9 protein-coding genes and 2 pseudogenes are annotated in these 13,012 nt (G+C 71.0%); 6 read left to right on the forward strand and 5 right to left on the reverse strand.

Features of this window, described 5'->3' with window-relative positions; all coding sequences use genetic code 11:
- Nucleotides 1–409: pseudogene (locus tag VIR15_RS12755) on the reverse strand (type II secretion system F family protein); the annotation flags it as partial.
- Entirely contained in the window at nt 409–1,641 is a 1,233-nt protein-coding gene (locus VIR15_RS12760; protein ID WP_331928174.1) for a TadA family conjugal transfer-associated ATPase, read from the reverse strand. The pseudogene VIR15_RS12755 and the gene VIR15_RS12760, both read right to left, overlap by 1 nt.
- 155 nt (nt 1,642–1,796) lie before the next feature.
- On the opposite strand from VIR15_RS12760, the gene VIR15_RS12765 reads away from it, so the two are divergent.
- Nucleotides 1,797–6,173, forward strand: coding sequence for a type VII secretion EssC family protein (locus VIR15_RS12765; protein ID WP_331928176.1), 4,377 nt, complete (start codon nt 1,797–1,799; stop codon nt 6,171–6,173).
- Between the two features lie 105 nt (nt 6,174–6,278).
- Here the strand turns inward: VIR15_RS12765 and VIR15_RS12770 are convergent, their stop codons facing one another.
- Nucleotides 6,279–7,214: a DNA-3-methyladenine glycosylase family protein gene (locus tag VIR15_RS12770; protein ID WP_331928178.1), complete on the reverse strand. Its 936-nt coding sequence runs from the start codon at nt 7,212–7,214 to the stop codon at nt 6,279–6,281.
- Nucleotides 7,215–7,321: 107 nt separating this feature from the next.
- Here VIR15_RS12770 and VIR15_RS12775 point away from each other — a divergent pair, with 107 nt between their 5' ends.
- Both VIR15_RS12775 and VIR15_RS12780 read left to right on the forward strand, forming a co-directional pair.
- The gene (locus tag VIR15_RS12775; protein WP_331928180.1) at nt 7,322–8,065 is read left to right on the forward strand and encodes a DUF3105 domain-containing protein; all 744 of its coding nucleotides are present in this window, start codon (nt 7,322–7,324) and stop codon (nt 8,063–8,065) included.
- Nucleotides 8,066–8,067: 2 nt separating this feature from the next.
- Nucleotides 8,068–8,496: a nitroreductase family deazaflavin-dependent oxidoreductase gene (locus VIR15_RS12780; RefSeq protein ID WP_414654959.1), complete on the forward strand. Its 429-nt coding sequence runs from the start codon at nt 8,068–8,070 to the stop codon at nt 8,494–8,496.
- Nucleotides 8,497–8,604: 108 nt separating this feature from the next.
- Here the strand turns inward: VIR15_RS12780 and VIR15_RS12785 are convergent, their stop codons facing one another.
- Both VIR15_RS12785 and VIR15_RS12790 read right to left on the reverse strand, forming a co-directional pair.
- On the reverse strand, nt 8,605–9,570 hold the full coding sequence (locus VIR15_RS12785; protein WP_331928182.1) for a lysylphosphatidylglycerol synthase domain-containing protein: 966 nt from the start codon (nt 9,568–9,570) through the stop codon (nt 8,605–8,607).
- Nucleotides 9,571–11,517 carry a glycosyltransferase family 4 protein gene (locus VIR15_RS12790; protein WP_331928184.1) on the reverse strand — a complete coding sequence of 649 codons (1,947 nt, stop codon included), beginning with the start codon at nt 11,515–11,517 and terminating at the stop codon, nt 9,571–9,573. It abuts the gene before it with no gap.
- A gap of 148 nt (nt 11,518–11,665) precedes the next feature.
- On the opposite strand from VIR15_RS12790, the gene VIR15_RS12795 reads away from it, so the two are divergent.
- The 3 genes and pseudogenes from VIR15_RS12795 to VIR15_RS12805 form a co-directional block, all read left to right on the forward strand.
- Entirely contained in the window at nt 11,666–12,352 is a 687-nt protein-coding gene (locus tag VIR15_RS12795) for a glycosyltransferase family 2 protein (protein WP_331928186.1), read from the forward strand.
- Nucleotides 12,349–12,747: a DUF2304 domain-containing protein gene (locus VIR15_RS12800; protein ID WP_331928188.1), complete on the forward strand. Its 399-nt coding sequence runs from the start codon at nt 12,349–12,351 to the stop codon at nt 12,745–12,747. The genes VIR15_RS12795 and VIR15_RS12800 overlap by 4 nt, the downstream gene beginning before the upstream one ends.
- Nucleotides 12,737–13,012, forward strand: a pseudogene (locus tag VIR15_RS12805) (hypothetical protein); the annotation flags it as partial. The gene VIR15_RS12800 and the pseudogene VIR15_RS12805, both read left to right, overlap by 11 nt.

Consider the following 13,012-nt stretch of genomic DNA (forward strand, 5'->3'; position numbering starts at 1 on the left):
CCAAGGCTTCCGGCAGGGCCAGGCCGGCACGTACTCCTGAGGTGATGTTGTCGACGGCATCCGGCCACAGGTCGCGCAATCTGCTCCGCTGCTTGCGCGCCCTCATCCGGATCAGCGAGATCGGGGTCGCAGCGGCGATCAAGCCGAAGCACAACGCGATCGGCAGGACATCGGTGGCCACCAGGAAGGCGAGGAAGGCAACGACGAACAGCACCACCGAACCGACCAGCACATTCGTCGGCGTCACGGTGGCATAGCCTGCCTGGTGCAGGTGGTCGCGAAGCTCGGCGATGAAGCCGGCACGCCGGCGCTCCCCGGCGTCAGCCGGGACGTCCTCCTTCGGCCAGAACGACCAGTAGATGCAGAACACTCCCGCGCCCAGGATGAGACCGACGACCGATGGCGACATCACGGCGTCCGTTGGGAGAGAAGGGCGGCAACGTCGTAGCCAGCCCTTTCGAAGGCCTCTACGTGCGGAGGGAAACCATCGGCCCGCTGCAGCCTCCCGCCACGCGTGACGAAGAGGTCGGCGATCTCGATGACGTCACCCTCGGCACGACCAGGCACCCCCACGATCTCTCGCACTCGCCGTTGGCCATCGCGCTCGAGCGCGACGTGCACGACGAGGTCGACGGACGAGGCCACAGTGGGCACGACGAAGCGACTCGAGACGTTCTCCCCTGCGAGCAGCGGAAGAGTGCACATCTTGGTCACCGCCTCACGCGCGCTGTTGGCGTGCACCGTGCACATCCCGGGAACTCCGCTGTTCAGCGCGATGAGCAGGTCCAGGCTCTCCTCCTGCCGAACCTCACCCACGATGATGCGCGAGGGGCGCATACGCAGCGCCTCCTTGACGAGGCGTCGCAGCGGCACCTCCCCAGTGCCCTCCAGGCTGGGCTGACGGCACTGCATCGAAGCGACGTCCCGAAGCGGGATCTTCAACTCGAAGACCTCTTCGCAGGTGACGACGCGTTCTCGCGGCGGGATGGCCGCCGCGAGGCAGTTGAGCAAGGTCGTCTTGCCGGCCTGGGTGCCGCCGGCAACGAGGATGTTGAGCCCGCTCGACACCGCTGCCGCAAGGAAGTCCGCTGCCTGCTTCGTCAGCGACCCGAGCCGGACGAGGTCCTCGAGCCGGTCCGCCTTGACGACGAACTTCCGCACGTTGACCTGCCAGTGGGTACGGCTGATGTCCGGGATGACGACGTGCAGCCGAGACCCGTCCGCCAGCGTCGCGTCGACAAAGGGCGAGCTCAGGTCGACGCGGCGGCCGCTGGTCTTGAGCATGCGTTCAACGAGGTCGCGCACCTCGTCGGAGGTCAGGATCGTCGGAGTGAGTTCGGCGACGCCGCCACGCGCGACGAACACCCGGCTCGGCTCGTTGATCCAGATCTCCTCGACGGTCGGGTCGTCGAAGTACTGCTGCAGCGGGCCATAGCCCGCGACCACCGCGAGGATGGAGTGGACCGCTGCTCGGATGTCCCCCAGCTGCGGCAGTCCGCCGTGGAGTGACCGCTCGTCGTAGTCCTGGACCGCATCCTGGACAAGGCGCCGCACCCCCCGCGGGTCTTGGGACGGGTCGAGGCCAGTACGGCGGATCAGCTCCCTTACCTCGCCCTCGACGTGGTGCACCGCCTGTTGCATCGACACAGAACCCCCTGACTCGGCTGGCCGGCGCCCATCCTGCCGCCAAATGTCTGATCCGTCGCGTCGAAAGCGAACTGGCCTGTGGACAAAGGGGCCGGCCGAGTCCACGTCTGCGCAAAGGTTGGCGTCGGGACCGACAGGAGGAAGCGCGGATGCAGATTCGGATGGGCCTCGTAGGACCGCCTCCGTCAGAGGTCCGGGACATCCTCATCGACACTGGCGCACTGGCGGACGAGGCAGGGGACGCAGTCACGTTCGGCCAGGTTCGACCACACCTCGCCGCGCTCCTTCCCGACGCGTGCGACCGGTTCAGCGTGGAAGGCCACGAGATCTCGGATGACGCCGTCATCGGCGAAGGAAGACTCCTTCGAGGCGCGCTCCTTCGAGCCGTCCCCAGCCAGCATCACGACAAACCACCACGCCGTATGCCGCTGGGCTCGGGAGCGCTCGTGGAGCTGCACATCGTGGGTGGCCCGGGAGCAGGTCGGATCGTCCAGGTCCGGCGGGGGGACCAGGTGCTCGGGAGGGCGGCTTCGAGCGACATCCGGCTCGACGACCTCGGCATCTCTCGCGCCCACGCCGTGATCACCGCCGACGACGCTGGCCTCCGCTTTCGCGACCTCGACCCGACAAACCCGAGCACCCTGGACGGCGGCCCCATTCCCCCGACAGGGTCGCAGCTCCCGCTTGGGAGCCGGATCCACCTCGCGTCGACAACCGTCGTGGTGCGGCGCCCGGAGACGACACCCGCCGCCGCGGAGTGCTCGGGCGGGACCGTGCGAATCAACCGCCGCCCCCGCTTCCTTCTCCCGACGGAGGCCGAGACCATCCGCTTCCCTGCCGCGCCCACCCGTCCGGAGGGCGCCCGCGCCCCGGTCGTGGCCGCGATGGCGCCCCTCGTCGTCTCCGCCGGGCTCGCGACGGTTCTGCGATCTCCCATCATGCTCCTGTTCGCCCTGATGTCGCCGGTGCTGCTGCTGGCCCAGTGGTGGAGCGATCGGAGGCACGGGCGCGTCTCGTACCGGAGTCAGCTCGCCGAGCACTCCCGCGAGACGGCGCGGGTGAAGGCGCGGCTCCACGAGGCGCTGGCAACCGAGGGTCACCGGCGTCACGCCGCACAGCCGGACCTGCCCACAGCGGCGTCTGTCGCCGGCTCCCGCGACGCCCGGATGTGGGAGCGGCGCCCGGGCGACCCCGACCACCTGGCACTGCGTGTGGGCACCGCCGACCAGCCCGCCGAAACGAGGGTCGAAAGACGGGACGGTGAGGAGCAGCCGCTCACCATCCGGGAGGTCCCCGCCGTCGTCGACCTGGAGGCAAACGTCGTCATCGGCATCGCGGGGCCCCGGCCTCGTTCCCTCAGCGCCGCAAGCGCCCTCATCGCCCAGACGGCGATCTGGCACTCGCCGCTCACCACGCGTCTGGTCGTGATCTCGACCTCCACCACGGCCGAGTCGGACTGGGCCTGGGCCAGCCGGCTGCCACACGCGCTCGGCGGAGACCTCGGGCCCGTGGCCACGGTGGCCTCGACCCAGGATGAGTCCGCTGTGGCAGCCCGCCTCAGGGAGCTCGGTGTGGTCATCAGTGCGCGCACCGAGCCGTCACCCGTTGGCGGTCCGACCGGCCCTCCCCTCCCCCGGTTCGTCGTGGTCCTGGATGGCACCGCCGAGCTCCGACGCCGAGCCGACGTCGGGTCGCTCCTGGGGGCTTCGCGCGGCATCGGGGTCCACGTCATCGGCATCGACGACCGCGCCGAGCGCCTACCTCTGGAGTGCCGCGCCCAACTCGTGCTGGACGACGGGCGCGCTCCACGAGCCACGCTTCACCTCGCAGACCGAACGATTGCAGGAATCACGCCAGATCTGCCCCACCAGGCGTGGTTCGAGTCTGTCTCCCGCTCGTTGGCGCCCCTCGACGACGCGACCCCCGAACAAGACCTCAGCTCCCCGCCCGGCTCGATCGGGTTGCGCGAGGCCAACCTGCTCACCGGCCTGGACCCGACCGTGGCGGACGACCTCATCGCGTCCTGGTCGGCGTCCACTGGCCGACCCGTCGCCGTGCTCGGATCCGCCTCTGACGGGCCGTGTCTGCTCGACCTCGCCCAGGACGGACCGCACTGCCTCGTCGGAGGGACCACTGGCTCTGGCAAGTCCGAGCTGCTCCAGGCGCTCGTCAGCGGGATGGCCGTGCGGGCGGGTCCCGATGAACTGACGTTCGTCCTCGTCGACTACAAGGGCGGGTCGGCGTTCAAGGAGTGCGCACGCCTGCCACACACGCTGGGAGTGGTGACCGACCTCGACCAGCACCTCACCGAGCGGGCCCTCGTGTCCCTTGGTGCCGAGCTCAAGCGGCGCGAGGCGCTCCTTGCCGCGGCCGGCGCGAAGGACCTCGACGACTACCGCAGCCGTCGAGAGGCCAATCCCGACCTGACACCGATCGCCAGACTCGTCCTCGTCGTGGACGAGTTCAAGCTGCTGGCCGATGAGCTGCCAGACTTCGTCGAGGGCCTCGTGCGCATCGCAACGGTGGGTCGCTCCCTCGGACTGCACCTCGTGCTCGCGACCCAGCGACCGGCGGGGATCATCACCGGTGACATGCGAGCCAACATCTCGCTGCGCATCGCGCTCAGGGTGCGAGACCGGTCCGACAGCGACGATGTCATCGAGAGCCCCGCCGCCGCGCAGATCAGCGACCGGACCCCCGGGCGCGCCTGGGTGCGAACAGGCGGGGGCCGCCTGGTCGAGGTCCAGACGGCCTACGCGGGGGCGGTGCCGCGGCTAGAGAGCTCTGGGATGCCATCACCAGTCCACGTGGTGCCCTTGACGTGGACCGATCTCGGCCGCCCCGTGCCAGCACTCCACCCGTCGACAACGAGCCGCGGTCCCACCGAGCTGGAGTCGGTGGTCCACGCAGCCCGAGAGGCTGCCGAGATCCTCCGCGCCACTGCTCCACCGTCCCCGTGGCTCCCGGCACTGCCGGAGTTGCTCCAGCGAGACGCCCTCCCGGCCGCCGACGCGCCCGGAGCCGTCGCAATCGGTCTGGTCGACCAACCGGAGACCCAGTCGCAGGCAGCCTTCAGCTGGCACCCCGGGTCCGATGGCAACCTCGCTGTGGCCGGAGGCGCTCGGACCGGACGATCGACCCTGCTGCGCACTCTCGCCCTGGGCCTGGCCGAGCAGTGGTCAGCGGAGGACCTCCACCTCCACGTCATCGAGGGCACCCCGGGCCCACTTCGGGACCTCGCATCGCTGCCCCACGTCGGGTCGGTCACGAGCACCGCCGAGCCGGGCGTCGCCGCACGCGTCGTTTCCCGTTTGAGCGCGCACGTCGCCCGCGAGCCTGTCAACTCGGCATCCCACAGGCACCCGCTCGTGGTCCTCCTCGTCGACGGGTGGGAGGCGGTCGAGAGCGCCTTCGAGGACGTCGACCACGGAGCCCCAACCGAATCGCTGCTCCGGCTGGCTCGTGACGGCCTGTCCTCCGGGTTCCGACTCGTCGTCACCGGCGGCCGCTCCGTCGTCTCGGGCCGACTCGCCAGCCACGTGCAGCAGCGCCTCGTCCTGCCGATGCCCGACCCGCTCGACCTCGCCCTTGCCGGGCTCTCGCCGACCCAGGTGCATGGACATCGCGGCGCCGGCCGGGCGATCGACGTGGCGACGGGCCACCACGTCCAGCTCGCCCACGTCGGGCCCGGGCTGACGCACGACAGCCAGACCCGCACGACAGCGCGCGTCGCCAAGCAGCTCGAAGCGTCGGCGGACCTCGACCCGGCACGGCTGCCCTGGCGCGTCGCCCCACTTCCACCCACGGTGGGTTGGGACCAGCTGCCGCGGCCCACTCGCGATCGGGTCAGCATCGGTTTGGGGGCCGACGACGCGAGCCCGGTCGGCTTCGACGCCGACCGTCAGGGCCGCAGGATCGTCATCGTCGGCGGTCCCCGCAGCGGACGCACCACCGCCCTGGCGGCGCTGGCGAGACAGCTGGCCACCGCGGGGCACCCGACGGCAGTGATCGCGACCCGGCACACGCCGCTGAGCTGGCTGAGCGGCATACGGGATCTCCACCTCGTCCCGGCCACTGACGGGGTGCGACTGCGCGAGCTGCGGGCCACCCACCCACGCCTGTCCGTCCTGATCGACGACGCCGAGGGACTCGACGGAACCCCGGCAGAATCGGTCGTCCTCGACGTCCTCCATGAGCTCGACGGCTCGGACGCCTGGTGTGTCGCCACCGTCGACGCACGGCGCGCCACCAGCCTCTACCGCGGCCTCGTCCCGGAGCTCGCCCGGCACGGCACCGGCCTCGTCCTCTCGCCGAGCTCACCGGTCGACGGCGACCTTCTCGGCGTGCGGCTGGAGCCGGCGCGTCAGCGGCATCCCGGACGCGGTTTCCTCGTCCTCGACGGTGTTACCGTCCCGGTCCAGGTGGCTGACCCGTCTCCGACATCGAGTCCCGACGACCAACTCGACACTCGCCGTTCATCGGAGCGAAACGGAGCGGAACCCCGAGAACACCTGCTCGGCGCCTAGCGTTTCGCGCGGCCTGCCGGATCTTCCCACGCCCGAGCGTCGTGTGTGCCAAGCGCGCGCCAGATCGCGCGCTTGGCACACCGCCCCGGCCGTATGCCGCTGGGCTCAGCGCGTGCCCATCGGCAAGTGGGTGCGGGGTGCCATTCGCGGCCCGCGGCGGGCCCTGCGGTGTCCAGCCAGGGCGAGCAGGTGCTGCACCCTGAAGCGGTGCCCGGCATAGGGCTCGAGCAGCTCGGCGAGGCCTGCGTCGTCGACGGGACGACCGATGAGCGCCCATCCGATGTCCTTGGCGACATGGAAGTCGCCGAAGCTCACGGCGTCGGCGTCCCCCAGCGCTCGCTGGGCGACTTCGGCCGATGTCCACACGCCGATCCCCGGGACGGCACGCAGGCGCGCTTGAGCCTGCGTCAGCGTCAGGCCCGCGCACTGCTCCAGGCGACCCGCGACCTTGGCCGCGCGGACGAGTGCGCCCGAGCGGGCCGGGTCGACGGAGGCCCGGAGCCACTCCCAGGACGGGATCTTCGCCCAGTCCGCGGGCCTCGGTGGTAGCCAGAGCTCCGCGCCGAACGGCCCCGGCGCCGGCTCCCCGAACCGCCGGACGAGCCTGCGATACCCCGCGAAGGCCTCCTGACCGGTCACCCGCTGCTCGATGACGGCCGGCGCCAGCGCGTCCATGACAAGACCGGACCGGGGAACCCTCCAGTGGGAGAAGCGATGCCAGGCGGCCGCGATGACCGGGTGGTCCGGCTCGAACCCCGACGGGTCGTCACCCTCCCCGAGGAGGCTGGGCACGGACTCGAGCAGCCACCCTGCCCCAGCCCCCCACGCTGTGCACTCGACCACGGACTCGGCTGAGCGGCATACGAGATGAAGGGTGCCTGGCCCCACGGGGGTGTGCGCGGCCCGCGTGAAGGACCCGTCGGCTCCCCAACGGGAGGTCGGGTCGCCGGCGCCGCGGTGGAAGTCGGAGAGCTGTGCGCGCAGGAGGATCTCGCGGTCGACGCGCCACGAGCGCACCTTCGGCTGGGACGCTTCGGACACAGGGAACAGTCTCGCCTACACTCGACCCCGATCGTTGAAACCTTTACCCACACGCGGGCGTTATTAGGGACGACTGCCCGATCAGCCGACCACCGGAACGAGGAACGATGGCCCGCGAGACGACCCGAGACCGACGCGAGCGCGTCGCCGCCATGCAAGCCCAGGCGAAGAGGTCAGAGCGTCGGCGGTTGCTGCTCGTGGTGGGGGCCGTCGTCGTGGTGCTCGCCATCATCGGCGGCGCGGTGGCGTGGGCGATCGTCGGCGAGCAGAGCAAGAAGAACGCGGCGCTGGAGGGCATGACCGGCGACGTCGCCGCAGCCGCGTGCGACCCGGTCATCGACGACCCCGCCTCCGGCTCGTCCGACCACGTCGGTCCGGGCACGTCATCTCCCGACAAGGTCCGGATCGACTACGCGACGGTCCCGCCCTCGAGCGGCCAGCACCTCGCGCAACCGGCCCTCTCCGACCGGCGCGTCTACACGGTCGCCGACGCCCCTGCGATCGAGGCCCTCGTCCACAACCTCGAGCACGGCTACACGATCCTCTGGTACGACCCCTCGCTCGAGGAGAGCCAGGCATCGCAGTTCGCCGCGCTGGCCGAGCGCGTCAACGCCATGAAGGAATCCGGGAACAAGTTCATCATCACGCCGTGGGACACCTCGCGCGGCGCGTTCCCGGAGGGCAAGAAGTACGCCCTGTCCCACTGGTCGGCCGACGTCAACCTGCAGACCGGCCAGATCGGTAAGCAGATGGGCAAGCGCCAGTTCTGCGGTGGCCTCAACCTCACCGTCGTCGAGGACTTCGTCAAGGCCTACCCGTGGTCCTCGGCGCCCGAGCCGGGAGCTGCCTGATCGTGGCCGGCGACTACGCCCCCAGCCCTACCAGCTGGGTCCGTCGACAGGTCGAGACGATCGAGGAGACCGGGACCACGGACTCCGTCGACATCATGGGCCGGCCGGTGGTGCTGCTGACGATGCGCGGCGCGAAGACGGGGGTGACCCGCAAGGTGCCGGTCATGCGGGTCGAGCACGACGGGGTCTATGCCGCGGTGGCGAGTCGGGGCGGCAGCCCGGACCACCCGAAGTGGTACCACAATCTGCGTGCCCACCCCGAGGTCGACCTGCAGGACGGCACCGCGACGTTCCGCGTCCGAGCGCGAGAGCTGGACGCGGACGAGCGGGCCGAGTGGTGGCCCCGCTGCGTCGCCGCGTACCCGCCCTACGCGGAGTACCAGGGCAAGACCGACCGCGTCATCCCGGTCTTCGTCCTCGAGCGGCTCTGATCTGCGTCGGCGACCCGGCCTCGGGATTGAACCGCGGTTCGAGGTGGTGACTCGCTCTCTGGAGCGAGTTTCTACCTCATACCGGGGTTCAGCGCATCCGGCGGCCAGCTACTCGGGCGAGCTGGCCACGTCGGCCAGGCTGGCCCGACGCTCGCTGACCAGATGGTGCGAGCGGGCATAGAGCCAGCCGACGAGGGCGGCGAGGACGTCGACGGCGGTCACGATGAAGCGGGACAGGATCGCCACGGCCGCGGCAGCCGGGGTCGGGATGGCCGCGGAGAGGATGAGCGTCAGCAGCCCCTCTCGAGCGCCCAGGCCTGCCGGCAGGATGATGATGAGCATCCCGAGCGACACCGACAGGGCATAGCCGGTCAGGGCCGCCAGCGCCAGGTCGGGGTGCGGCTCGTCGCCCGCCACCGCCTGGGCAAGCAACAGGGTGTGGATCCCGAAGCAGAGCCACACGACGATGAAGATGGCCACCGCCTTGAGCACGGCCGGCGCGGACAGCTCGTGCTCGAGGGGCTCGCGTCGCAGCAGTCTCAGCATGGTGGCGATGGCCCGGTTGAGCAGTCGCGGCACGAGCAGCACGACGGCGATGGGCACGGCGAGGAGCAGCCACCAGGCGGTTCCCTCGGACGACCGGCGCAGCAGGAAAGGCGCCGATGGCAGCCCGACGAGCACTCCGGTCAGGAGGGCGAAGCCGAGCGCCAGCAGACCGGCGACTGCAGTGCGGCGGCGCGGCACCTTGAGGTGGGCCGCGATGTCGGCCTGGACGATGACCGACCACAGCGACCCGGGCAGGTACTTGCCGAGCTGCCCGACGAAGTACACGCCAGTGGCAGGGGCCAGGTGCAGGTTGGAACCGAGGTCGCGAAGGATGGTGCGCCAGCCGAGCATCGTCAGCCAGGTGCCGACGCCAGCGGCGAGGCTCGACCACGCGAACGTGGCCCACGAGACCTGCCGCAGATGCACCGAAACGTCGGCCCAGTTCCGTGCGACCGCGTAAACGACAGCCGCCAGCGTCACGACGGCGACGACGGCACGGATCACCGTGAGCAGGCGTGCACGGCTCACTCAGCGCCTCCTCAGGGTGAGACGGACGAGGCCGTATGCCGCTGAGTCGGCGCGCGCTCGCGCGCCGGCCTCGCGCATCCGGGCGTTGACATCGCCGTCGATGTCGCCGACGAGCACGAAGCCGAGGGCGTGGGCCCGGGCGAGGACGCCCCGTACATCGGCCGGTCCGAGCGCTCCGCTGGCGGACGGCGGCCCGATGGGGATCGTGATGATGAGCAGGCCGCCCGATCGCAGCGCCCACGAGGCCTGCTCGAGGACGTTGTCGACGTCGTCGGCGTCGCAGCCGCGGGGGTGGATCCGGACGATGACGTCGAGCGAGCCGGTGTCGACATCCAGGGCGGCGACGCTCGGGTGCGACCCGGTGAAGTCGATCTCCACCGGCGCGAAGCCCACGGCCCTGGCCCACCGGGACAGCACCGATCGCATGCCCGTCTCGTCGACGATGATGGCGCTGCGTCGCCCGTCGTCGCGGACCCGGAGGATCGCGGCGAGGGCGCCAAGGGCGGCCCACGTCGAGACCTTGTCCAGAGAGATCGGCAGGCCGATCTCTCGGGCGAGCCGGCGCGCGTCGTCCGCCTCCGCCGGATCGCCGAGGACGTCCGTCGGCAGGACCCAGTCGGGCAGGTCGGCATGGTGTATCTCGAGAAGAGGCCTACGGCTGCGCAGGTGTGACCGGAGCCTACGCGCGGCGTCGACCAAGGAGCCGGAGCCCGGGTCATCGGTTGCCGTGGAGCTTGCAGCCTCCGGCGCGGGGTCGCTCTCGTGCTCCGGGTCGGCTGCGGCGAGCGCCTCGAGCGTGCCCAGGTAGTGCGCCCAGGGCCCGGACAGGTCGGGGGTCTGCACGCCCTCGGCGAGCCGGTCTCGCACGTGCGGGTCCCCCAGCCGGCGGAGCGCGCCCGCGAGGGCCCGCTCGTCCTCCGGCGGAACGAGCAGGCCGTTGACGCCGTCCTCGATCTGCGTCGAGAACGGTGCGATGTCAGAGGCCAGCACGGGCAGGCCATGGGCGTGGCCGAGGATGACGTTCTGCGACGCGGTGGCCGTCCGGTACGGCAGGGTCAGTACGTCATGGTCGGCCAGGAGGGCCGCGAGCTCGTCAGCAGGCACGTAGCCGTCCCGCAGCTCGACCCTCCCTGCGAGTCGGGGATCGGTCACGAGCCGCTCGATGACCTCCCGCTGCGAGGGCCAGACCTCACCTGCGATCGTCAGGGTGACGTCGGGCACGTCACGCATGGCTCGAAGGAGGACGTCGATCCCCTTGTACTCGCGGATGAGCCCCAGCACGAGGAGCCTGGTCGGGCCGGTGCGCGACCCCCGCGTGACCGGCTCCCCGCCCGGCAGGTGCGGCGGCAGGTCCGCGACGGAGACCCGGCGCGCGCCGAGCTCGTGGGCGAGCCGGCCCTGCTCCGCGCTGTGGACGAGCGTGGCGTCGACCCGGGTGAAGAGCATCCGCATCAGCACCGCATCGCCGGGTCGGGACTCGTGGGGCAGGACGTTGTGGCACACGACGACGGACTGCGGCCGCGCCGCAGACCTGCCTGGCTGCCCCGGCAGGGCGTCCGCTGCACGCAGGAGGGCCAGGTGGGCGGGCACGACCTGGGGCATGACATGGACGACGATGACCGCGTCGACGTCGCGGAGGCGCCGCCCGGTCCGCACCCAGGTGTCGGGTCTGGCCCAGCTCAGCGCCCTGACGGTGCGGGGGTACGGAGGAACCTCCGGCACTCCTTCGGGCACGGTGGCGTCCGCGTGGTGCAGCTTGGACGGGTAGAGGTGGGCCCACGACACGAGGGTCACGTCGTGCCCGGCCTGGGTGAGGTGGTGGGCCAGCATCGTCGTGTGGGCCGCCACGCCGCCCTTGTGCGGATGGGTCGGCCCCACGACGGCGACGCGCAGTGCGGCGGAGCCAGTCGCAGTCGGCACGACCTTGCCAGTCCTCAGGTCCGTCATCGGGACAGACTCTAGACCCGACGGGAGAACGGGCCCCGTCCCAGGCTCGGGAAGCGGAGATCCGCCGCACGGCTCGGGTGACGTCGTCGATCGAGGCCCGCGTGGTGGTGGGACAGGTCACGGGTGACTCCGCTTTACTCTGGTGGTGATGCAACCGAACGACGTGTGGCTCGTGGTGCCGCTCTACAACGAGGCGAAGGTCATCGGCGACGTCGTCCGCACCGCGCGCACCCGGTTCCCCAAGATCGTGTGCGTCGACGACGGATCCACCGACCAGTCGGCGGAGCGCGCTGACGAGGCCGGTGCCGTCGTCGTGCGCCATCCCGTGAACCTCGGGCAGGGCGCCGCTCTCCAGACCGGCCTCGCCTACGCACTCACGGATCCGGACATGCGTTACTGCGTCACCTACGACGCGGACGGCCAGCACCAGCTCGCCGACGTCGAGGACATGCTCGAGCGGATCAGGGAAGGCGACGTCCGGGTCATGTTCGGGTCGCGCTTCCTCGACGACCGGACGCAGGCCGCCGGCCTCAAGAAGCTGGTCCTGCGCATGGCCGTCGCCTACACGAACCTCACGACGGGGACCCGGCTCACCGATGCGCACAACGGGCTGCGGGTGCTCGAGCGCGGCGTCGTCGCCCGGCTCGACATCACCCAGAACCGGATGGCCCATGCCTCCGAGATCGTCGCCCAGATCGGTGCCATGCGGATCGACGGCGAGCCGGTGGCCTACGCGGAGGCTCCTGTGCACATCCTCTACACCGACTACAGCAAGGCCAAGGGCCAGTCGCTGTGGAACGCGGTCAACATCCTCGCGGAGCTGATCTGGAGATGAAGCAGCTCGGCATCCAGGCCCTCCTCATCCTCGGCACGCTCGCCATCTCCTGGCGCCTGCTTGCCGGCAGCGGCCAGCGCACCCAGGCGCTCCGGCGGATCGGGCTGCTCGTCCTCGCCGGTTTCGCCATCTGGTCCATCCTCGACCCGGGCATCTGGAACCGCATCGCCACCCGAGTGGGCATTGGGCGAGGCGCCGACCTCATCCTCTATGGCCTCGTCCTCGCGTTCTTCGGCTTCGTCGTCACGACGTTCAGGCGGTTCCGGCAGATGGAGCTGCGCTACACCCGGCTCGCCCGGCGGATCGCCCTCGACGAGGCGCCGCGGGTCAACGACCTCTTTCCCTCAGCGGCGCACTCGCCCGCTCCTGACCCGAAGGGCACCGATGCCGACTGACTCGACCCGTCGCCGACCGGGCGCGGGCGCTTCGGATGACGACGTCTACGTCGTGGACACCCGGAAGCGTCGGTCCATTCCAGGACGACCTGCCGCGGAGCGCCCGGAGCCTGCGGAGGAGCACGACGCGTACACCGTCGACACCCGCGACCCAGGCAAGCAGCAGCGTCCGGGGTCGGGGCAGCCGAGGCCCGAGCCCGCGGGCCCTCCGCGCCAGACCGCCCCGCCACCCACGGCACCGCGCAGGCGGCTGCGCAAGCGGCGG

This window comes from Intrasporangium sp., from assembly GCF_036566125.1.
GTDB lineage: Bacteria > Actinomycetota > Actinomycetes > Actinomycetales > Dermatophilaceae > Intrasporangium.